At 65.2% G+C, this 20,720-nt stretch carries 17 protein-coding genes; 9 read left to right on the forward strand and 8 right to left on the reverse strand.

Annotated elements, in window-relative coordinates; translation table 11 throughout:
• The 3 genes from Q7V45_RS23510 to Q7V45_RS23520 form a co-directional block, all read right to left on the reverse strand.
• A partial coding sequence (locus Q7V45_RS23510) for a sigma-70 family RNA polymerase sigma factor (protein WP_304856739.1) occupies window positions 1-1,644 on the reverse strand: 1,644 nt, incomplete at its 3' end.
• A 166-nt stretch (window positions 1,645-1,810) separates the two neighbouring features.
• Entirely contained in the window at window positions 1,811-3,691 is a 1,881-nt protein-coding gene (gene dnaG, locus Q7V45_RS23515; RefSeq protein WP_304856741.1) for a DNA primase, read from the reverse strand.
• Between the two features lie 54 nt (window positions 3,692-3,745).
• Window positions 3,746-4,204, reverse strand: coding sequence for a GatB/YqeY domain-containing protein (locus tag Q7V45_RS23520; RefSeq protein WP_304856743.1), 459 nt, complete (start codon window positions 4,202-4,204; stop codon window positions 3,746-3,748).
• Between the two features lie 225 nt (window positions 4,205-4,429).
• On the opposite strand from Q7V45_RS23520, the gene carA reads away from it, so the two are divergent.
• The 3 genes from carA (at window position 4,430) to greA (ending at window position 9,442) form a co-directional block, all read left to right on the forward strand.
• On the forward strand, window positions 4,430-5,614 hold the full coding sequence (gene carA, locus Q7V45_RS23525; RefSeq protein WP_304856744.1) for a glutamine-hydrolyzing carbamoyl-phosphate synthase small subunit: 1,185 nt from the start codon (window positions 4,430-4,432) through the stop codon (window positions 5,612-5,614).
• A 7-nt stretch (window positions 5,615-5,621) separates the two neighbouring features.
• Window positions 5,622-8,867, forward strand: coding sequence for a carbamoyl-phosphate synthase large subunit (gene carB / locus Q7V45_RS23530; protein ID WP_304856745.1), 3,246 nt, complete (start codon window positions 5,622-5,624; stop codon window positions 8,865-8,867).
• 101 nt (window positions 8,868-8,968) lie between these two features.
• Window positions 8,969-9,442, forward strand: a complete 474-nt coding sequence (greA, locus tag Q7V45_RS23535) for a transcription elongation factor GreA (protein WP_295145219.1) — start codon at window positions 8,969-8,971, stop codon at window positions 9,440-9,442.
• On the opposite strand, the gene Q7V45_RS23540 is transcribed toward greA, so the two are convergent.
• From Q7V45_RS23540 to Q7V45_RS23550, 3 genes are all read right to left on the reverse strand, one after another.
• Window positions 9,435-10,001 (reverse strand): inner membrane-spanning protein YciB, encoded by a 567-nt coding sequence (locus Q7V45_RS23540; RefSeq protein ID WP_304856748.1) that lies wholly within the window; start codon window positions 9,999-10,001, stop codon window positions 9,435-9,437. The two genes, greA and Q7V45_RS23540, sit on opposite strands and share 8 nt — an antisense overlap.
• 79 nt (window positions 10,002-10,080) lie before the next feature.
• Complete coding sequence (locus tag Q7V45_RS23545) at window positions 10,081-10,452, reverse strand: nuclear transport factor 2 family protein (RefSeq protein WP_304856750.1); 372 nt, start codon at window positions 10,450-10,452, stop codon at window positions 10,081-10,083.
• Window positions 10,453-10,506: 54 nt separating this feature from the next.
• Complete coding sequence (locus Q7V45_RS23550; RefSeq protein WP_304856752.1) at window positions 10,507-10,986, reverse strand: Lrp/AsnC family transcriptional regulator; 480 nt, start codon at window positions 10,984-10,986, stop codon at window positions 10,507-10,509.
• A 177-nt stretch (window positions 10,987-11,163) separates the two neighbouring features.
• Between Q7V45_RS23550 and trxB the strand changes: the two genes are divergently transcribed.
• The 6 genes from trxB to Q7V45_RS23580 all read left to right on the forward strand — a co-directional run bounded on the left by trxB (window position 11,164) and on the right by Q7V45_RS23580 (window position 18,264).
• On the forward strand, window positions 11,164-12,135 hold the full coding sequence (gene trxB, locus Q7V45_RS23555; RefSeq protein WP_304856753.1) for a thioredoxin-disulfide reductase: 972 nt from the start codon (window positions 11,164-11,166) through the stop codon (window positions 12,133-12,135).
• Window positions 12,136-12,165: 30 nt separating this feature from the next.
• Entirely contained in the window at window positions 12,166-13,056 is an 891-nt protein-coding gene (locus Q7V45_RS23560; RefSeq protein ID WP_304856754.1) for a LysR family transcriptional regulator, read from the forward strand.
• Window positions 13,057-13,373: 317 nt separating this feature from the next.
• Window positions 13,374-14,324: a hypothetical protein gene (locus Q7V45_RS23565; protein WP_304856756.1), complete on the forward strand. Its 951-nt coding sequence runs from the start codon at window positions 13,374-13,376 to the stop codon at window positions 14,322-14,324.
• A complete protein-coding gene (locus Q7V45_RS23570; protein WP_304856757.1) occupies window positions 14,321-16,279 on the forward strand; it encodes an AMP-binding protein in 1,959 nt (652 codons plus the stop codon). Before Q7V45_RS23565 ends, Q7V45_RS23570 begins: the two co-directional genes overlap by 4 nt.
• Window positions 16,276-17,247 carry a beta-ketoacyl synthase N-terminal-like domain-containing protein gene (locus Q7V45_RS23575; protein ID WP_304856758.1) on the forward strand — a complete coding sequence of 324 codons (972 nt, stop codon included), beginning with the start codon at window positions 16,276-16,278 and terminating at the stop codon, window positions 17,245-17,247. The genes Q7V45_RS23570 and Q7V45_RS23575 overlap by 4 nt, the downstream gene beginning before the upstream one ends.
• A gap of 138 nt (window positions 17,248-17,385) precedes the next feature.
• Window positions 17,386-18,264, forward strand: coding sequence for a DUF6492 family protein (locus Q7V45_RS23580; protein ID WP_304856760.1), 879 nt, complete (start codon window positions 17,386-17,388; stop codon window positions 18,262-18,264).
• Here Q7V45_RS23580 and Q7V45_RS23585 read toward each other — a convergent pair.
• Window positions 18,261-19,388 carry a CaiB/BaiF CoA-transferase family protein gene (locus Q7V45_RS23585; RefSeq protein ID WP_304856761.1) on the reverse strand — a complete coding sequence of 376 codons (1,128 nt, stop codon included), beginning with the start codon at window positions 19,386-19,388 and terminating at the stop codon, window positions 18,261-18,263. The two genes, Q7V45_RS23580 and Q7V45_RS23585, sit on opposite strands and share 4 nt — an antisense overlap.
• The gene (locus Q7V45_RS23590; RefSeq protein ID WP_304856763.1) at window positions 19,385-20,551 is read right to left on the reverse strand and encodes an acyl-CoA dehydrogenase family protein; all 1,167 of its coding nucleotides are present in this window, start codon (window positions 20,549-20,551) and stop codon (window positions 19,385-19,387) included. The genes Q7V45_RS23585 and Q7V45_RS23590 overlap by 4 nt, the downstream gene beginning before the upstream one ends.
• Between the last annotated feature and the right edge of the window lie 169 nt (window positions 20,552-20,720).

A 20,720-nucleotide genomic window follows, 5' to 3' on the forward strand; every position in this document is an offset into this window, starting at 1 on the left:
GGTGAGCTCGGTCTCGACCGCGATCTCTGCGACGGTCGGCGCCCGACCGAGCTGGACCTCGAGCCGTGCCCGGGCCTTCTGCAGCCGGGCGAGTGTGTCGCCCGCATGGACCGGCAGCCGGATGGTGCGCGCCTGGTCGGCGATCGAGCGCGTGATGGCCTGGCGGATCCACCACGTGGCGTAGGTCGAGAACTTGTAGCCGCGGCGGTACTCGAACTTGTCGACCGCCTTCATCAGACCGATGTTGCCCTCCTGGATGAGGTCCAGGAACTGCAGGCCGCGGTTCGTGTACTTCTTGGCGATCGAGATCACGAGGCGCAGGTTGGCTTCGATCATCTCCTTCTTCGCCCGCATCATCTCGCGCTCGCCGTCCTGGACGGTCTTGCACATGCGGCGGAACTCGAAGATCGGTGCACCGCAGTGGTCGGAGATATCCTTGATCTCCGCCCGGATCTTCTCGATCTCGGGGCCGCGCTTCTTGGCGAAATCCTTCCAGCCCCGGCCCGACAGCTTGCCGACCTTCTCGAGCCAGTTGGGATCGATCTCGTGCGTGAAGTAGTTGTCGAGGAAGTCCTGCCGCGAGATGCGGAAGCTCTCCGCCGTGCGCAGGAGCTTGCCCTCGAGCATCATCAGCTTGCGGTTGAGGTCGTAGAGCGAGAGCTTGAGCTGCTCGATGCGGGCGGCGTTGATGTGCACCGTGCGCACCAGCTCGACGATCTTCTTGCGGTGCTTCTCGTAGCTCTTCTCGAAGTCGGCGCTGGGCTTCTGGCCGCGCGCGAGCGTCGACAGGCGCCGGTTCTGCACCTTCGACATCTCGATATAGACTTTGTAGATCTTGGTGAGGGTGCGCAGCACCTCGGGCTTGAGCTTCTCCTCGAGCGCCGACAGCGAGAGCGCGTTCTCGTCGTCCTCTTCTCCGCCTTCCGCCGCGGGGGCCTCGCCCCCTTCACCGTTCACCGCGGGCGCGGCCGGACGCACCAGCTTCGGCATCATGGCCGGACGCGGCACCGGCGGCGCGGCGGGAGTCGCGGCGGCCGCGTTCACGCCCTTGCCCTCGCCGGGGGCGCCGCCGCCCTGGGTGGCTTCGAGGTCGATCACGTCGCGCAGCAGGATGCGGCCCTCGTTGATCGCGTCGCGCCAGTGCAGCAGCGCCGTGATCGTCATCGGGCTCTCGCAGATGCCGCCGATCATCTTGTCCTGGCCGGCCTCGATGCGCTTGGCGATCTCGATCTCGCCCTCGCGGCTGAGCAGCTCGACGCTGCCCATCTCGCGCAGGTACATGCGGACCGGATCGTCGGTGCGGCCGAGCTCCTCGTCTTCGCCGGTCGCCTCGGCCGCGACCACCGCCGTCTTGGCCGGTTCGGTCTGCGTTGCAGAGGCAGTGTCCTCCGGCTCCTCGGCCTCGACGACGTTGACGCCGGCCTCAGACAGCATGGCCATCGTGTCCTCGATCTGCTCGGAGGACACTTCGTCGGGCGGCAGCGCGGCGTTCAGCTCGTCATAGGTGACGTAGCCGCGCTCCTTGCCCTTCTGGACGAGCTTCTTCAGCTCGGCCCCGAGCGAGTCGAGCAGGGGAGCATCGGGTCCCTCCTCGCGGGCGTCGGTGACTTCGGGTTGCACTACGGTCGCGGTTTTGGTCGCCATTTACTCAAATCCTTGGGTGCGACAAACAGATAGAACGGCCAAAGGGCCGTTATTTGGCTGCAAGAAGGGGAGGCGGGAGGGCGGCCCCGCAAAAACTACCCTTCTACTATATGGGGCTTCAGTGCAAGCAGCGATAGGGGCGAGCCCCTGAATCTGCGCGGTCCCGCTACATGGCATTGGACTCGATGTTCTCGCGCCGCATGCGATCCAAGATGGCCTGGAGGCGCTGCAAATTCTCATCGGACATGTCCTCGGCGAGAGCTTCCTCGGCCCGTTTCAGCTCCTCCGGGCCGCCCTGGAGATGGCTCAGGTGACGGGCCGCGCGGCGCCACTGCCCGACCCACCCCTCGGAATCGGCCGGGTCGTCCTTGAAGGCATGCCGCGCCTTCAGCCGGGTCTCGGCGGCCAGACGCCCCAATCCGATTCGTTCCAGGTGCTGCTGGATCAACTGTGCCTCGAGCGAGGGGGCGCCGGCTGCCTCGTCGGCAGCCGGGTCCACCCCCGAAGGGACCAGCGACAGGGCGTCCAGCAAGCCGCTTCGCAGCCGGACCAGCTCGGGATGACCGATCGGTAGGGACGCCAGCTCCTCGGCCAGGATGTGGAGCAATGCCGGCCGCTCGATCAGCGCGCCCAGCAGGACCCGCTCCTGGCGGGAGCCATCGAGACCCTCCCCCGACCGGCGGGCGGCTGACCCGGCGGCGAAGGGGGCGGGCTCCGGATCGCCGGGCCGACGGAACGGCTTGCGTCCCCCGCCGCCGGGCTGCCACGCCGGCGCCTCCGGCCGGCGCATCCGGTTCAGCCGGTTGCGCATTTCGGTGCGGTAGTACTCGCGTACCATCGGGTCGGCGATCTCGGCCACCCGCTGCTCGACGCTGCGCTGCAGGCTGGCTCGTCGCTCGGGCGTGTCCGCCGGCTTGCCCTCGATTTCGAGCTCCCAGATCATGTCGGATAGCGGCCGGGCGAGGTCGAGCACGCGGCGCACCGCGTCGGTACCGCGGGTCCTGATCAGGCTGTCGGGATCCTCGCCGGCCGGCAGGGTGAGAAAACGCAGACTCTTCCCGGGGCGGAGCAGGGGGAGCGCCCGTTCGGCGGCGCGGGACGCGGCGCGGCGGCCGGCATTGTCGCCGTCGAAACACAGATAGGGCTCGTCGGCCAGCTTCCAGAGCTCACCGAGCTGTCCCTCGGTGAGGGCGGTGCCGAGCGGCGCCACGGCGCCGGTGAAACCCGCACCGTGCAGGGCGATCACATCCATGTAGCCCTCGGCCACGATCACCGGCTGATCCTTGGTGGCGGCCTGCCGGGCGCGGTCGAGGCAGTAGAGGTTGGCGCCCTTGTGGAAGAGCGGCGTCTCCGGCGAATTCAGGTACTTGGGCTCGCCTGCGCCCATGACGCGGCCGCCGAAGGCGATGGCCCGGCCGCGGCGGTCGTTGATGACGAACATCACGCGGCCGCGAAAACGGTCATAGGGCTCGCGCCCGTCCTCGGGCTGGATCGCGAGCCCGGCCTCGACGATCTTCTCGATCGGCACGTTCTCGCGCTTGAGGGCAGCAATGACGCCGTCGCGTGAATCGGGCGCGAAGCCCAGACGGAAGTCGTCGATCACGGCGTCGGAGAGACCGCGCCCGCGCAGATAGTCGAGACCCTGGCGGCCCGCAGGGAGGCGAAGCTGCTTCTGGAACCAGAGGGCGGCCAGCTCGACGACCTGTTGGAGCGTGGCCGCCCGGTCGGCGCGCTCGCGCTCCGCGGGAGTGGCGCGCGGTACCGGCAGGTTGACCTCGCGGGCGAGCTTTTCGACCGATTCGGGGAAGGAAAGCCCCTCGGTCTTCATGACGAAGCCCACGGCGTCGCCATGCTCGCCGCAGCCGAAGCAGTGGTAGAAACCCTTCTTGTCATTGACCGTGAAGGACGGCGACTTCTCGTTGTGGAAGGGGCAAAGGCCCGCATACTCGGCGCCCGACCGGCGCTTCAGCGACACTTTCCGCCCGACGACGTCGGACAGGCTGAGGCGCGCACGCAGTTCATCAAGGAAGCCTGGGGGGAACGCCATACCCTTAAGATGGCCCCCGCGTGGAGGCTGCGCCATAGGGGATAGCGGGGAAGATCAGGCGCTCAGGGCCTTTTTGACGGCGGCAGAGGCCTTGGCGAAGTCCATCTGGCCGGCATACTTGCTCTTCAGAGCGGCCATGACGCCACCCATGTCCTTGATCGAGGTGGCGCCGGCGGCGGCAATCGCCTCGCGCACGGCGGCCTCGACGGCGGCCTCGTCCATCTGCTGCGGGAGGAAGCGCTCGATCACGGCGATCTCGGCCTTTTCCTTCTCGGCCAGGTCGGCGCGGCCGCCCTTTTCGTAGAGCGCGATCGATTCGTTCCGCTGCTTGATCATGCCCTGCATCATCGACAGGATCTTGTCGTCGGCCACGCCCTCGCGGCTGGCCTCGGTGCGGGCGGCGATATCGACGTCCTTGAGCTTGGCGAGGATGAGACGAATCGTGCCAAGCGCAGCCTGATCCTTGGCGCGCATGGCGTCTTTCATCGCTTCGGTCAGTTTTTCACGCAGCATCGCTTGGGTCCCGCTGGTTCGCCCGAGGGCTAAGGGGCGGAAACTAATCGTCTCGGCCGCTGTTGGCAAAGCAAATAAGTTATTGAAATAGCTTAGAAAATGGCTGCCTTGCGCGCCTTGACCCTCCGCGGCGGCTTGGTTACAAACCGCCCGGCTCGCCGATCGCCTCGCCCATGCCGGGTCCGGGGCGAGGCCGTGCGGGCCGCACGAACGGGCAAAATCATCATGACTTCACCTAAGACCGCCGGCGCGAACGACGCCGCGCCGCGTTGGGCCACGGCCGCGCTGGTGCTGGCCGACGGCACGGTCTTCTGGGGCAAGGGAGTGGGCGCCGCCGGCCATGCCGTGGGCGAGGTCTGCTTCAATACCTCGATGACCGGGTACCAGGAAATCATCACCGATCCCTCCTATGCCGGTCAGATCATCACCTTCACCTTTCCGCACATCGGAAACGTCGGCACCAATCTCGAGGACATCGAGACGATCACTCCGGCTGCCCGAGGCGTGGTCCTGCGCGGCGACATCACCGAGCCCGCCAACTGGCGGTCCGTCAAGCCGCTGAACGACTGGCTGAAGAGCCACAATCTGCCGGGTATCTGCGACGTCGACACGCGCGCCATCACGCGGCGCATCCGCGACGGCGGTCCGCCCAACGGTGTCGTCGTCCATGCGCCCGACGGCAAGTTCGACATCCCGAAGATGCGTCAGATCGCGCTGGACTGGCCCGGTCTCGACGGCATGGACCTGGCGATCGAGGTCACGACCAAGCAGACCTATAATTGGGACGAGACCAGGTGGGCTCTGGGCAAGGGTTACGGCAAGCTCACCAACCCCAAGTATCACGTCGTCGCGGTCGACTACGGTGCCAAACGCAACATCCTGCGCTGCCTCGCCAGCACCGGCTGCAGGGTCACGGTCGTGCCGGCAAGTGCCACGGCCGAGGACATCCTGCGCCACGAGCCCGATGGCGTGTTCCTGTCCAACGGTCCGGGCGATCCGGCGGCGACCGCGGTCTATGCGTCGCCCGCGATCCAGGCCGTGCTCGACAGGAAGGTGCCGCTGTTCGGCATCTGCCTCGGCCATCAGATCCTGGCGCTGACGCTGGGCGGCAAGACCCGCAAGATGGCGCGCGGCCATCGCGGCGCCAACCAGCCGGTCAAGGATCTGACCACCGGCAAGGTCGAGATCACGTCACAGAATCACGGCTTCTGCGTCATTCCCGAATCGCTGCCCGAGAACACCGAGGTGACGCACGTCTCCCTGTTCGACGGCATCAACGAAGGGCTGCGCTGCACCGACAGGCCGGCCTTCTCCGTCCAGTATCACCCCGAAGCCTCGCCCGGCCCGACCGACAGCCATTATCTCTTCGACCGGTTCGTCGAGATGATCGACAAGAGCAAGGGCAAGTAGGGAAATCATGCCCAAGCGCACTGACCTCAAGAGCATCCTCGTCATCGGCGCCGGCCCGATCGTCATCGGCCAGGCCTGCGAGTTCGACTATTCCGGCGTCCAGGCCTGCAAGGCGCTGAAGGACGAGGGCTATCGCGTCATCCTGATCAATTCCAACCCGGCCACGATCATGACCGATCCGGGCCTGGTCGATGCGACCTACATCGAGCCGATCACGCCCGACTTCGTGGCGCGAATCATCGAGAAGGAAAAGCCCGACGCCATCCTGCCGACCATGGGCGGCCAGACGGCGCTCAACACGGCGATGTCGCTGCATCGCGACGGGCGCCTCGAGAAGTATGGCGTCGAACTGATCGGCGCCAATGCCGAGGCGATCGACAAGGCCGAGGACCGGCTGCTGTTCCGCGACGCCATGACCAAGATCGGGCTCGAATGCCCGAAGAGCGAGGTCGTGCACAATCGCGAGGAAGCGGCGACTGCGCTCGAGCGGGTCGGCCTGCCCGCGATCATCCGCCCGTCCTTCACGCTCGGCGGCACCGGCGGCGGCATCGCCTACAACCGCGACGAATACTTCGAGATCGTGGCCGGCGGCGTCGACGCCTCGCCGGTCGGCGAGGTGCTGGTCGAGGAATCCGTGCTCGGCTGGAAAGAGTACGAGATGGAGGTCGTGCGCGACCGCAACGACAATTGCATCATCATCTGCTCGATCGAGAACATCGATCCGATGGGCGTGCATACCGGCGATTCCGTGACCGTGGCCCCGGCGCTGACGCTCACCGACAAGGAATACCAGATCATGCGCGATGCCTCGATCGCGTGCCTGCGCGAGATCGGCGTCGATACCGGCGGCTCGAACGTGCAGTTCGCCGTCGACCCGGCGACCGGCCGCATGGTCGTGATCGAGATGAATCCGCGCGTGTCGCGCTCCTCGGCGCTGGCCTCGAAGGCGACGGGTTTCCCGATCGCCAAGGTCGCGGCGCGTCTGGCCGTCGGCTACACGCTCGACGAACTCCTGAACGACATTACCGGCGAAACGCCGGCCTCCTTCGAGCCGACGATCGACTATGTCGTCACCAAGATGCCGCGCTTCGCCTTCGAGAAGTTCCCGGGCGCCGAGGCCCTGCTCAACACGTCGATGAAGAGCGTCGGCGAGGCGATGTCGATCGGCCGGACCTTCCAGGAATCGCTGCAGAAGGCCCTGCGCTCGATGGAGACGGGCCTCACCGGCCTGAACGAGATCGAGATCAAGGGCGCGCCGGACAAGTCCGCGATCGCCGGTGCGCTGGCGCTGCCGACACCCGACCGCATCCTGACGATCGCCCAGGCCTTCCGGCATGGCCTGACGGTCGAGGAGATTGCCCAGGCGTCGAAGTACGAGCCGTGGTTCCTGCGCCAGATCGAACAGCTCGTGGCCATCGAGGCGAGCGTGCGCAAGGACGGCCTGCCGAAGGACGCCAAGGCGTTCTTCGACCTCAAGAAGAAGGGCTTCTCGGACGAGCGGCTGGGCGAGCTGACGAAGCAGCCGGCGGGCGATGTGGCGAAGAAGCGTCGCGCGCTCGGCGTCCGCCCGGTTTTCAAGCGCATCGACACCTGCGCCGCCGAGTTCGAATCGCGCACGCCCTATCTCTATTCCTGCTACGAGGGCGACGGGGTACGGCCGGCCGAATGTGAGGCGCAGCCGACCGACCGGCGCAAGGTCATCATCCTGGGCGGCGGTCCGAACCGCATCGGCCAGGGCATCGAGTTCGACTATTGCTGCGTCCATGCCGTCTACGCCCTGCGCGAGGCCGGCTACGAGACCATCATGGTCAACTGCAATCCCGAGACCGTGTCGACCGACTACGATACGGCCGACCGGCTCTACTTCGAGCCGCTGACCGCAGAGGACGTGATCGAGCTGGTCGAGGTCGAGCGCCGCAACGGCGAGCTGCTGGGCCTGATCGTGCAGTTCGGCGGCCAGACGCCGCTGAAGCTCGCCAAGCCGCTCGAGGCCGCCGGAATCCCGATCCTGGGCACGTCGCCGGACGCCATCGACCTCGCCGAAGACCGCGAGCGCTTCCAGAAGCTGATCCAGGAGCTCAAGCTCCGCCAGCCCGACAACGGCACGGCGACGTCGCAGGAGAAGGCGATCGAGGTCGCCGAGAGGATCGGCTATCCGGTCGTGATCCGTCCGTCCTACGTGCTGGGCGGGCGTGCCATGCAGATCGTCTACGATCGCGCTGCGATCGAGCGTTACATGCGCGATGCCGTGAAGGTCTCGGGCAGCAATCCGGTGCTGATCGACTCCTATCTGCGCGACGCCATCGAGGTCGACGTCGATGCCCTGGCCGACAAGGACCAGAACGTCTTCGTCGCGGGCATCATGGAGCATATCGAGGAAGCGGGAATCCACTCCGGCGACTCGGCCTGCTCGCTGCCCCCGTACTCCCTTTCGGCCAAGATCCTGGCCGAAATCGAGCGACAGACCGAGGCGATGGCCAGGGCGTTGCACGTCGTCGGCCTGATGAACGTGCAGTTCGCCGTCAAGGACGGCGATGTGTACGTTCTCGAGGTCAACCCGCGCGCCAGCCGCACGGTGCCGTTCGTCGCCAAGGCGACCGGCCAGCCGATCGCCAAGTTCGCGGCCCGCCTGATGGCCGGGGAGGCATTGAAGTCGCTCGGCATCAAGAAGTCGAAGGGCAAGCACATCGCGGTCAAGGAAGCGGTGTTCCCCTTCGCCCGCTTCCCCGGCGTGGACATCATCCTCGGCCCCGAAATGCGGTCGACGGGCGAAGTCATGGGCCTCGACATGGATTTCGGCCGCGCCTTCGCCAAGTCGCAGCTCGGCGCCGGCAGCAAGGTGCCGGTCGAGGGCGTGGTGTTCGTCTCGGTCAAGGACCAGGACAAGCAGGCCATGGTGAAGCCGGTGAAGCGCCTGATCGAGCTGGGCTTCAAGGTGGTGGCGACCCGCGGCACGGCGGAATTCCTGCGCAAGCATTCGATCGAGGCGCAGCAGGTCAACAAGGTGCTGCAGGGCCGGCCGCACATCGTGGACCTCATGAAGGACGGCAAGGTGCAGCTCGTCTTCAACACGGTCGACGGCGCGGGCGCATTGACGGACAGCTTCACGCTTCGGCGCACCGCCCTGATGCACAAGATCGCCTACTACACGACGGTCGCCGGCGCCAAGGCGTCGGTCGAGGGCATTGCGGCGGCGAAGGAAGGAACGCTCGACGTGGCGCCCCTGCAATCCTACTTCAAGACCGCCTTCTAGGCCTTTTCACATCCGCTCCCGCCTGGCGCGCGCCGGATCGCACCCCTTTTCCGGCTGCGTTGGGCGTTGACGCCGTACGAGTGATCAAGGACGATTTGGAAATGGAACGTATTCCGATGACCGCCGAGGGGCTTCAGCGCCTCGAGGCAGAACTGAAAGTGCTGAAGAGCGTGGAACGCCCGGCGATCATCAAGGCGATCGCGACGGCGCGCGAGCATGGCGATCTCTCGGAGAACGCCGAGTACACGTCCGCTCGCGAAAAGCAGAGCTTCATCGAGGGCCGTATCGCCGAACTCGAGGACATAATCTCGCGGACCGAAGTGATCGACTTCTCGAAGCTGACCGGCAAGGTCATCAAGTTTGGCGCCATTGTGCGCCTGGCCGACGAGGACACCGACGAGAAGGTGAAGTACCAGATCGTCGGTCCCTACGAAGCCGACCTCGCCAAGGGCCGGATCTCCGTTACCTCGCCGATCGGCCGGGCGCTGATCGGCAAGACGGTCGGCGACAGGGTCGAGGTCCAGACGCCGCGGGGCGGCAAGTCCTACGAAGTGGTGGGCGTGCAGTTCAACTAGCCGCCATCATGGCGCGCGCCCGGCGCATGCCGGTCGACTTCATGATGGCGTACTGGATACCGAACAGGCCGACCTTGCTGCCGATCGCCCAGACCGACTTCACGGCCGCCCAGGCCGTGACGTCGAGGGTCAGGGCGAGCACGATGTTGAGCACCGCCGAGAAGAACATCATTGCTGCCCAGACATAGCCGAAGGTGATGGCGAGGTCGGGTACGGTCGCCCGCGCGATCGGCGGCAGGTAGCGGGTCATCCAGCCGCGCCTCAGCATCACCAGGCCGACGATCACGTAGATGATGCTGGGCTTCACCATCACGAAGAACGGATCGTCGGTCAGGAAGGTCGCGGTTCCCGACGCGAAGATGATGACGAGGCTGAGCCATTGCAGCGCCTCGACGGGCTGCTTGCGGGCGAGCTGCCAGCCGATCTGGGCGATGCCCAGCGCCATGCCGAGCCCGACGGCGAGGAAGAGATTGCCCGTGAGGGCATAGACGGCGAGGAAGAGCAGCGTCGATGCGAGGTCGAGCAGCAGGATCTTGGACGCCTGGAACAGATTCCTCATGGCTAGCGACCTTCAGCCTTTATGGAAACGATGTGTATCTAAAACACGGTATCAATACACGGCGTTTCCCACAAGAGCCTCAGACGACGACTTTGATGTAGGTGTCCTTCATGACGATCAGGCCGCGACGGAAGGTGTAGAGGTCGCAGCCCAGCCATTCCTGGCGTTCGCCGGTCGCCAGCGTCGCGGTCCGGTGCCATTCGGTCACCGCCCGGTCGCCGCAGATGAATTCGTTGGTGTGAACCCACTTCACGTCGCCGGTGCTGGCGAACAGTGGCTCGAAGTAGCTGCGGATGGCTGCTTTGCCCTTGAAGCTCTGGCCCCAGTAGTCAGGGCCCTTGGCGTTGCGGAATTCGCCGTCTTCGGCAAAGGAATTGACGATGCCGTCAACGTCGCGCCGGGCGAAGGCGTCGGCGACCCGGTGGAGAATCTCGAAGGTGACGTCGGTCATATTCTTGCTCCATAACAAAGCTGCGGGGGCTGCCCTCCACCCGCCCGTCCGAAGCTACGCGTCCGGCGAGATGGGGACGCCCGGGACTTCCTTCGCGGTCCGGAAGACCATCATGGACTTCACGTGGCTGACGTTGGGGGCCGAGGTGAGGCGGGTCGTCAGGAATTTCTGATAATCGTCCCAGGTCTCGGCCACGATCTTGAGCAGGAAGTCGGCCTCGCCGGCCAGCATGTGGCACTCGCGGACCTCTTCCCACTTGGCGATCAATTCCTCGAACGCCTTGAGGTCGGCCTCGGCCTGGCTGTTTAGGCCCACTAGGGCGAACACGGACACGCTGTAGCCCAATGCTTCGGGGCTCAGTTCCGCATGGTAGCCCTTGATGATCCCGGCGCGCTCCAGCGCACGCACGCGGCGCAGGCAGGGCGGCGCCGAGATGCCGGCGCGCTCGGCCAGCTCCACGTTGGTCATGCGGCCATTTGATTGCAGGTCGCTGAGAATTCGCCGGTCAATTCGATCGAGCTTGGCCCGAGCCATCAGTATTCCTCCGTTGGGCGCGGTCTATGCCAGAACCATGCCGGACGCGCAATAAAGTTGCGAGGATTCGGCGATTGCCTGTGAACAATTGCGTGTGAAATCGACTTCTAGCAGTGCAACTCGGCCGAGGTTTGCATATATGTGCAAGATATGCGGTTGGCGGGATGCGGGGCGGACATGGCAGAAACACATCGTAGCAAGGTAATGATCCTGGGCTCCGGACCGGCTGGTTACACGGCGGCCATTTATGCCGCTCGCGCCAGCCTGAAGCCGATGCTGGTGCAGGGCATCCAGCCCGGAGGGCAGCTCACGATCACGACCGACGTGGAGAACTATCCGGGCTTCGCGGACGTGATCCAGGGACCCTGGCTGATGGAGCAGATGCAGAAGCAGGCCGAGCATGTCGGCACGAAGCTGTTCTTCGACACGATCGTGGATGTCGACCTGACCCGCCGTCCGTTCGTCTGCCTGGGGGATTCCGGGGACCGGTATGAGGCCGATTCCCTCATCATCGCCACCGGCGCCACGGCGAAGTGGCTGGGCCTGCCCAGCGAGGAGACGTTCCGCGGCGGCGGCGTGTCGGCCTGTGCGACCTGCGACGGCTTCTTCTTCCGCAACAAGGAAGTGGTGGTGGTGGGCGGCGGTAACACCGCCGTCGAGGAGGCGCTCTACCTCACGCACCACGCCTCGAAGGTAACGTTGGTCCATCGCCGCGACAGCTTCCGCGCGGAAAAAATCCTGCAGGATCGTCTGTTCAAGAATCCCAAGGTGACGGTCATCTGGGACAACGTCGTCGACGAAATCCTCGGCGAGAAGACGCCGGCGCCGATCGTCACCGGTGCGCGCCTGCGCAACGTGAAGACGGGTGCCGTACAGGACATCAAGACGGACGGCTTCTTCGTGGCGATCGGCCACTCGCCCAATACCGAGCTGTTCAAGGGCAAGCTCGAGATGGACGGCGAGGGCTACCTGATCACCAGGCCTGATTCGACCGCGACCAACATCGAGGGCGTCTACGCGGCCGGCGACGTGCAGGACAAGGTCTTCCGCCAGGCCGTGACGGCCGCGGGCACTGGCTGCATGGCCGCGCTCGAGGCCGAAAAGTGGCTGGCGGCACAGGAGGCGCGCCACGCTCAGGCCGCCGAGTAAAGCAGCAGGCGTGGACAGGGAGGCAATGAAATGGACTGGGACAAGCTGCGGATATTCCAGGCCGTGGCGGATGCCGGCAGCTTCACCCATGCGGGCGAGTCGCTGAAGCTCAGCCAGTCGGCAATCTCGCGTCAGATCGGCGCTCTCGAAGAACAGCTCGGCGTCATGCTGTTCCATCGCCATGCGCGCGGGCTCATCCTGACCGAGCAGGGCGAGCTGCTGTACCGCACGGCGCGGGACATGGCCGCCAAGGTCAATACCGCCGAGGCGCTGTTGCGTGCCAACCAGGACAAGCCGGCCGGGCGGCTCAAGATCCATGCGACGGTCGGCTTCGGCTCGACCTGGCTGACGGCACAGATGCACGAGTTCATCGCGCTCTATCCCGAGATCGACGTGAGCCTGGTCCTGTCCGACAACGAGCTGGATCTTGGCATGCGCGAAGCCGACGTGGCGATCCGCATGGTCATGCCGCGGCAGCCGGGACTGGTGCAGCGCCATCTGTTGACCGTGCGCAGTCACGTCTACGCTTCGCACGGCTATATTCAGAAATATGGCAAGCCCAATTCGATCGACGAACTCGACCAGCATCGTCTGATCATCTTCGGCGAGGATGCGCGCGCGCCCGTCCAGGACGTGAACTGGCTGCTCCGCGAAGGCAATCCCGATCACAACCCGCGGCTCGTGGTGCTGCGGGTGAACAACACCTACGGCATTTTCCGGGCCGTGGAATCCGGCCTCGGCATCGCCTCCCTGCCGGACTACCTCGCTCGTGAATCGACCAAGCTGGAAATGCTGCTTCCCGACCTGAATGTCCGGACGACTGACGTGTACTTCACCTATCCCGAGGAACTGCGGCACTCCAAGCGCATCGCGGTTTTCCGGGACTTCTTGCTGCGGAAGGTCGCTGAAACGCGTTTCTGACGGTTGAGACTTGCAGGATTGCATAGTCGGTGAAAGGCATGCGCGTGCCGCATGCCAGTGTCCAAATCTTCACCACTACCAATCTTCTCCACGAGGCATAGGTTCAACACAGGTTTTCGACACGACCACTTTTCGCTGATCGGTTCGAAACTCGGGATCCTCATGGTCCCACGTCTCCCAGACGTGAAGCCTCCCTGTTTGACTCGCCGGGCCCTTGGGCCCGGCGTTTTTTTGTTTGGCGGCGAGAAACTCTCGAGATATTTTCACACAGCCTGCGTATCTGGCCTTTCTGTTGTTCATTGACAGGGGCGCGTCCGATGACTGATCGGCTTTCTTGGCGAGATTGGCTGCGCGCTGTCGGATTGCCGATCGGCTCTCCCGCAAGGGTGGAGCGCCGGGAGGTCGAAGCCTCCGGACTGTTCGATGCGCGATGGTATCTCGCGCAAGCGCCTGATGCTGCCGTCTCCGGCCGCGATCCGCTCGATCACTATCTGGCGATCGGCGGGCGTGCCGGACTGTCGCCCGGTCCCCATTTCGACGCGGCTTGGTACGTGAGTCGCTACAATGACGTCGCCGCGCATCAGATCGATCCGCTGCTCCATTTCATCCGGTTTGGCCGGAAGGCGGGGCGGGCCGCCAAGGCGCCGGCCGCGACCCTGTTCGATGACTTTCAGAGTCTCGGCTACAATTGCGAGTTCGGCCTGGTGCAGCGGCATTTTGGATGCGAGACGCTTGATCTGCTGCGGTTCGCCACGACGCCCATGACGGGACTCATTCCGTTCCTGAGGGCTGATTCGGATCCTTTCCTCTCGCCGGATGCCCTGGAGGTGAGGACCGCGGCGTGGGGCGAGTACAACACCTTCCTGCAGCCGTTCGGTTTTCTGTTCCATTCTGATGTGGGGACCGCATCGCTGCCCCCTGATCGGGTCCGCGATCACGAGTTGAGGCGGTTGCGCTTCCTCTGGCGAAAGTTTGCCGAGGACCTCGAAGAGGGGAACCGGATATTCGTCTTCAAGTCGGGCCTGCTCATGTCGAAGACCAGCATCGACAGGCTCGTCTCCCTGTTGCGCGAGCGTGGACCCAACCATCTGCTCTGGGTTACGCCTGAGGAGCCGGGGCGACCGGCGGGCAAAGTAGATCTCGTGGCACCGGGCTTGATGCGAGGTTGGATCGACAGGGTGAATGTTGGTCCGGAGGGGTGTTCCTTCGATATTTGGCATGAGATCTGTCGCCGCGCGCATACGCTGTGGCGTACTCGGGCGACATGACCGAACTCGACATCCGGGCCGCTCTTGCAGAACTGTTCCACGAGGAACTGGGCAATCCTCGCTTGGAGCTGCGGCCTGACGATGCCGAACAGGATCTACCGGGGTTCGATTCCGGCAAGAAGGTCCTCCTCATCCTGGCCACGGAGGAGCGGTTCGGCATCCGATTGCGCAGCCGGGAAATCGATGCCCTGAGACGGTTCGGCGATTGGGTGAACCTCGTGAGTCGTCATCTCGCCCTGACGCCCGGTGGCAGGATGGTGCCGGAAACACTCATCGGAGCGCTCGACGCATCCACGGGGCGTGGTCCGGCCCTAGTGGCCAAGGAAAGGATGCTCGACTATGCGGGGCTTCTGGCGACAGCCCGGGGAATCTCGACCTGGCTGGTGCGCAACGCGGTTCCGCCCGGCGCCCGTGTAGCGATCGTCCAGCGCGACGGTCCGTGGGCGGCGGCCATGCTTCTCGGCGTATCCCACGCGCACGCCGCCGTGCCGCTCAATCCGACCCTCTCCACAGCGGACTACGCCTTCGCCACGGCCGACTTCGGCGTTGCCGTGGTCCTGGTCGAGAAAGGCGTGTTGGACCAAGCGCACCTTGCCGACGTCACGGCGCCGGTGCTGCCCTTCGTTCCCTGGACGACTTACCCGGTCGGCAGCGACACACCGCCGCCGTCATCGCCGACCTCTCCCGCCTTTCTTCTTCACACATCGGGGACGACGGCGCGCCCGAAGAAAGTCGTGCTCACGCATGAGCGCATCTTCCGGGGTGCCTGCGTCATCGCCGAAGCCCTGAAGCTCGGCCCATCGGATCGCTGCCTCACCGGCATGCCGATGTTCCACGTGCACGGCATCCTCAATGCGCTCGCCGCCACCTTGGTCAGTGGCGGTTCCTTCGCACACTCGGGGCCATTCGACACGATGGCGTTCTATGCCCATCTCCGCGAGTTCCGGCCGACATGGATCACTGCGGTGCCGACCATGTATCACGCGATCGCGGCTCGGCCGGAGCTGCTTCCGGCGGATCACCACATCCGTTTTCTGCGCACGTCGTCGGCGCCAATGTCCGACGTCCTCGCGGAGCGGCTTGAGCGTATCTTCGGCGTACCGTTGCTGGCTTCCTACGGCATGACGGAGATCGATCCCATCGCCTGTGTCCGGTTCGGTGATGCGCCGCCGCGCGGCACGGTCGGCAGGCCGACGGGTGTCGATTTTCGGTTGGTCGGACCGGAAGGAGCCGGTGTCGCGGAGGGCCAGGGCGGGGAAGTGTGGGTCCGCGGCCCTCGGGTGATCGCGTCCTATGAGGCGGACGAAGCGGTCAATGCGGCGGCGTTCCGGGAAGGCTGGTTCCGGACGGGGGATCTTGCGCGACGCGATGCCGATGGCTGGCTTCATATCTCAGGCCGCCTCAAGGAGATCATCAATCGCGGCGGAGAAAAGGTCGCGCCGCTGGAGATCGATGCCGTCCTGCTGCAGCATCCGGATGTGATCGAAGCGGCTGCCTTCAGCGTGCCCGACCCGGCGCTCGGCGAGGAGATCGCCGCCGCCGTGGTGCTCACGCCGGACTCCATGCTCACCGAAGACGGTCTCAAGGGCTGGCTGGCCCAACGGCTTACACTTCACAAGTGCCCTCGGCACGTGCGCTTCGTTTCGGCCTTGCCAAAGGGTCCCACGGGCAAGCTTCTCCGAAGCGCCCTGCGCCTCGCGCCCGCAGCGGGCGAGGTTGTCGACGGGGATGTCGCCACGGTTTGTGCGGTGTGGCTGGAGGTGCTTGGTGTCTCCAAGGTCATGCCTTCCGACCGCTTCTTCGATGTCGGAGGATCGTCCGCGGCAGCGTTGGATATCCTGCTCCTCCTGTCGGAGCGACTCGGTCGTTCCCTGCCGATCGAGGTGCTTCTAGACGGCGACACGCCGGCGGCGCTGGCAGCCGCCATTCGGCGCCACGGCGGCGTGCTGCCGTGATCGTTGTCTCCGGCGTGGCGGGGGCGCTGGTCGGCCCGCTGCCATGGCCGATTGCGACCTTGCCCGGATTCATCGAACTCGAAGCGGTCGGGCGTGACTGGATGCCAAGCCTCGTGGAGGCAGCGCTCACGGACGCCGGGCATCGTGCGGATGAACTCGCCTGGCATCCAATCGGCGTCTATCGGGCGGGTGACGGCGCTGAGGCCTGCCGTCTTGCTCAACGATGGGATTGGTGTGGTCCGGCGCTGGGCGTCGATGCCGAATGTGCCAGCGGACTGTTGGCCCTCCTCCTTGCGGCACAGGACCTCGAAGCTGGCCATTGCGACATCGCCGTTGTTGCCGCGGAAAATCTTGCGACAGGAGAGGAGCAGTGGGACGAAGGTTGCGCTCCCCTTGCAGCGGAGGCGCGGGAAGGTGCTCCGCGCGCGGGAGCCGCTGTCCTGATCTTGGAGCGTTCGGATGGTGCCCGGCGCATGCGGGCACAAGTTGCAGGGGGCGCGCACCGTCGCCTCGGCGCTCCTGCCGGCATGGTTGGACTGAGCCTTCGGGGCATCACGGAGCTGCTGCGCAATGGCCTCGTCCGGGCTAGTCTCTCACCTGCCGATGTCGGGTACGTGGAACTTCATGCGTTGGGCAGTGTCGTCGGGGACGCGGTAGAGTTGGCCGCTTTTCGCAAGGTGTGGGAAGAATGTCACAGTGGCCGGCCCACGGTCCTCGGGAGCCACAAGGCACGCTTCGGTCACCTCGAAGCGACAGGCGGGCTCGTCAGCCTCGCGCGCATAGTGTCTTGGTTCGACGGACCGATTTTACCTCCGACCGCTTGGGTTCTCCCGTTTTCCCGTCTGTCAACTTTGTCCCCGGCGTTCACGCTGGAACCGGGCAGCAACCAAGCCGATCTCCGGGCGGGCGGCAGCCTCGCGCTTTCCCGATCAGGCGTCGGAGCGATCGTCCTGATGAAGCGTTGCTAGACAGATCCTCGCCCCCAGGAGCAAATCCGCCTTTCGCATGTGGGTCGATCTGCCGCTCAGTGGCACGGCCAATGATTTAACCTATCGATTGATATGGAGTCGACGATCCCCATATAAAGATGGAGAGTGTTGCCCTGAATGTTTTCTGAGATCAGACAAGGAATCCTCCCGCTCGCCCTGCGCAAAATCAAGCGCGTGGGCGATCTGGAGCGTGCCGGCCTCCTGATCGAGTCGCTGGCCAAGCACTGGCGCGACAGCAAGCCCTTCGAACTCCTGATCATCGCGCCCAATCGCGATGCAGACCTGCTGCGGTCCAATCTACCGCGTTTTCCGAACATCGAAGTAACCGTGCGCCGCGAACGCGATTTCTTCCCGGCCTACAGTTCGTTCTATTGGATGACCGGCTGGTACCGGCAGCAGATCGTGAAGCTGCACGTTCCGGCGGTGCTGGGCTTTAAGGGCTACTTCACCCTCGATTCCGACGTTTGCTGCGTCGGCGATTTCGATTCGCGGACCTTCATTCAATATGACCGGGCCCTGTCCCGCTGGGAGCCCAAGCAGCATCACCCTTGGTGGCAGAGCGCGTCGGAGGTGATCGGCATCCCCTACGATGCGAGGTCCCACGGACTCTCGGTCACCCCGAACATCCTGCATGGCGACCTAGCCCGGATGACCCTCGACCAGCTTAGCCGTCCCCGCTTCAACGCGATGACCTCGCTGGTGCTCTGGAAGGCCCGCAAGCCGTTCCAGGTGCCATGGACGGAATATTCGCTCTATACCAGCGTGGCGGAGATCAGCGGTACGCTGTTCGACTATCACGCCGAGTGGGACACCTGTTACACTTCGGATGTGCAGCTGTTCTCGGAACAATCCTGCGTCTGGGGCGCCGACGATTTCGAGCGCCTGGTCAGGCTGCCGAACGGCACGGACCCCGGCGGCAAGTTCATCATCGTGCAGAGCCACGCGCGCATCCCGCTCCAGCAGGTGCGCGACTACTGCCTGAGCTTTGCCGGTTAGACCTTCCCGTTGTGCTCGCCGATCTTCGGCGCCTTCTCGTCGCCGCCGGCGCGCTGGCCGTCGAGGCTGAGGGGCAGGCCGTGGAACAGGGCGTTCGAGCCGGCATAGGGCTGCATGAACATGGCGAGCGCCGCCACCTGCGCAAGCTCCATCACCTGGGGCACGGTGTTGAGGGGCCCGTTGGGCACACCCAGCGCATCGAGCTTCGCCGCCCAATGGGCGCGCGGATGCTCCTTCATGATGTCGGCGATCATGCCCAGCAGCAGGTCACGCCGCTCCGCGCGCTGGACGTTCGTCTTGAAACGCTCTTCGTCCGGCCATTCGGGATGGCCGAGCGCCTCGGCGAACTTGCGCCAGAGCCGGTCGTTGCCCGGGCAGATCATCAACGGCCCGTCGCTGCACTCGAACGCCTGATAGGGCGTCAGCGACGGGTGCCCCGTGCCCTGGCGCGGCGGCATCCTGCCGGTCACCGACCAGCCGGCGACGTGGTTGGAGGCCCACATCAATCCGCTCTCGAAAAGCGACGTGTTCACCAGGCTGCCCTGGCCAGTGGCCGTGCGCCTGGCCAGCGCCGCCAGCACGCCGATGGCGGTCCACATGCCGGTCGACAGGTCGATGATCGACACGCCGATGCGCGCCTCCGGACCCGTGGGGTCGCCGTTCAGTGAGATGAGACCGGCGACAGCCTGGATGATCGGCTCGTAGCCGGGCCGGTCCTTCCACGGACCGGCATGGCCGAACGCGCCGAGGTCGGCGTAGATCAGGCGCGGGAAGCGCTTGGTGAGCGTGGCGCCGTCGAAGCCGAACTTGGCCGGTACGTCGGCCCGGAGATTGTGTACGAAGATGTCGGCCGCCCCGATGCGCTCGATCAGCGCCGCGCGCTGGGCCGGATCGGCGAGATCGCAGGTGATCGACTTCTTGCCGCGGTTCAGCGCGATGAAGCCCGTCGCATCGCCCTCGACGAAGGGAGGTCCCCATTTGCGCGCGTCGTCGCCTTCGGGCCGCTCGACCTTGACCACTTCGGCGCCGAGAAAGGCCAGGATCTGGCCGCAATAGGGACCGGCCAGGTTCTGACCGAATTCGACGACCTTGATGCCCGCGAGAGGGCCCGACGCAGTACTCATCGCAGGTTGCTCCCCAGGATCTCGCGCGCGATCACCATACGCTGCACCTCGCTCGGGCCTTCGCCGACCCGGCGGATGCGCATCTCGCGATACCAGCGCTCCAGCGGCAGGTCCTTGGTCATGCCCATGCCGCCGTGGATCTGCATCGAGCGGTCGACCACACGACCGCCGCCTTCGGAGGCGGTCAACTTGGCAATCGAGGCCTCGATCTTGAACGGCAGGCCACGCCGTGCCTTCTCCGCCGCCTCCAGCGTGAAGTGCCGGGCGGTGCGGATGTCGATCTCGTTGTCGACCAGCATCCATTGCACCGCCTGGCGGTTGGCGAGTTTCTCGCCGAAGGTCGTGCGCATCTTGGCCCATTCGATCGCCATCTCGTGCGCGGCGATGGCGACACCGATGCAGCCCGCGGCATAGGGGATGCGCTGGCGCGTCAAGCGGTCGTTGGCCACCGCGAAGCCCTTGTTCACCTCGCCCAGCACCTGGTGGTCGCTGACCCAGCAATCCTTGAACTCGAGCTCGGTCGCATAGTGCGAGGACCGCAAGGTGTGCACGACGCGGCGTACGTGAAAGCCCGGCGTGTCGCTGTCGATGATGAAGCAGGTGATGCCGGCGCGCCCTTTGGAGGCATCGGTCCGGGCGAAGACGATGCCGTACTGCGCGCGGTCGGCATTGGAGATGAAGATTTTGGCGCCGTTCAGGACCCAGCCATTGTCCTTGCGCTCGGCTTTGGTCTGGATAGCGCGCGCCGGATCGCTGCCGCCCGACGGCTCGGTGAGGCCGAAGAAGGCCTTCTTCTCGCCGCGCAGCGTCGGATAGAGATAGCGCTCCTTCTGGTCGTCGTTGGCCTCGAAGATCTGCGCCAGGCCTGCGCCGCCGAAGGTGCCGTAGCAGGGCACGTAGAGGCCGGCGCGGTGCTGCGCCATCTCGATGGCCAGCAGCACCCGGGTCACGATGTCGATGTCGGGGCCGCCATATTCCTTCGGGATGTCTATGCCGAACAGGCCCATCGCCTTGGTCTTCTCGACCAGCCGTGCATGATCGGCGGGGTCCAGTTCGGAGGCGTCAGGATCGAGCTTCGCCTCGAGCGGGATGATCTCTTCCCGCACGAAGCGGCGGACCTGGTCGATCAGCATCTGCTGTTCTTCGTTGGGCTCGAAATCCATGTGGCTCTGTCCTCTTGTTCCTCTCCCCCGTTAGGGGGAGAGGCTAGGTGAGGGGGTTACAGGAGGTGCGTCGCCCCCTCACCCAACCTCTCCCCCTAACGGGGGAGAGGAGGAAGAAGGGCAATGCCTCACGACGGACTCAACCGTCCCAGCGGGAGCGGGTTCTTGG

Source organism: Reyranella sp., assembly GCF_030651995.1.
Taxonomy (GTDB): Bacteria; Pseudomonadota; Alphaproteobacteria; order Reyranellales; family Reyranellaceae; genus Reyranella.

Bases quoted from the DNA above. Each gene is read 5' to 3' on its own strand.
- Q7V45_RS23560 (WP_304856754.1), top strand. From the start codon at position 12,166: ATGGACTGGGACAAGCTGCGGATATTCCAGGCCGTGGCGGATGCCGGC.
- Q7V45_RS23545 (WP_304856750.1), bottom strand. From the start codon at position 10,452: ATGACCGACGTCACCTTCGAGATTCTCCACCGGGTCGCCGACGCCTTC.
- Q7V45_RS23580 (WP_304856760.1), top strand. From the start codon at position 17,386: ATGTTTTCTGAGATCAGACAAGGAATCCTCCCGCTCGCCCTGCGCAAA.
- Q7V45_RS23520 (WP_304856743.1), bottom strand. From the start codon at position 4,204: ATGCTGCGTGAAAAACTGACCGAAGCGATGAAAGACGCCATGCGCGCC.
- Q7V45_RS23540 (WP_304856748.1), bottom strand. From the start codon at position 10,001: ATGAGGAATCTGTTCCAGGCGTCCAAGATCCTGCTGCTCGACCTCGCA.
- greA (WP_295145219.1), top strand. From the start codon at position 8,969: ATGGAACGTATTCCGATGACCGCCGAGGGGCTTCAGCGCCTCGAGGCA.
- Q7V45_RS23590 (WP_304856763.1), bottom strand. From the start codon at position 20,551: ATGGATTTCGAGCCCAACGAAGAACAGCAGATGCTGATCGACCAGGTC.
- Q7V45_RS23565 (WP_304856756.1), top strand. From the start codon at position 13,374: ATGACTGATCGGCTTTCTTGGCGAGATTGGCTGCGCGCTGTCGGATTG.
- trxB (WP_304856753.1), top strand. From the start codon at position 11,164: ATGGCAGAAACACATCGTAGCAAGGTAATGATCCTGGGCTCCGGACCG.
- dnaG (WP_304856741.1), bottom strand. From the start codon at position 3,691: ATGGCGTTCCCCCCAGGCTTCCTTGATGAACTGCGTGCGCGCCTCAGC.
- Q7V45_RS23570 (WP_304856757.1), top strand. From the start codon at position 14,321: ATGACCGAACTCGACATCCGGGCCGCTCTTGCAGAACTGTTCCACGAG.
- Q7V45_RS23585 (WP_304856761.1), bottom strand. From the start codon at position 19,388: ATGAGTACTGCGTCGGGCCCTCTCGCGGGCATCAAGGTCGTCGAATTC.
- carB (WP_304856745.1), top strand. From the start codon at position 5,622: ATGCCCAAGCGCACTGACCTCAAGAGCATCCTCGTCATCGGCGCCGGC.
- carA (WP_304856744.1), top strand. From the start codon at position 4,430: ATGACTTCACCTAAGACCGCCGGCGCGAACGACGCCGCGCCGCGTTGG.
- Q7V45_RS23550 (WP_304856752.1), bottom strand. From the start codon at position 10,986: ATGGCTCGGGCCAAGCTCGATCGAATTGACCGGCGAATTCTCAGCGAC.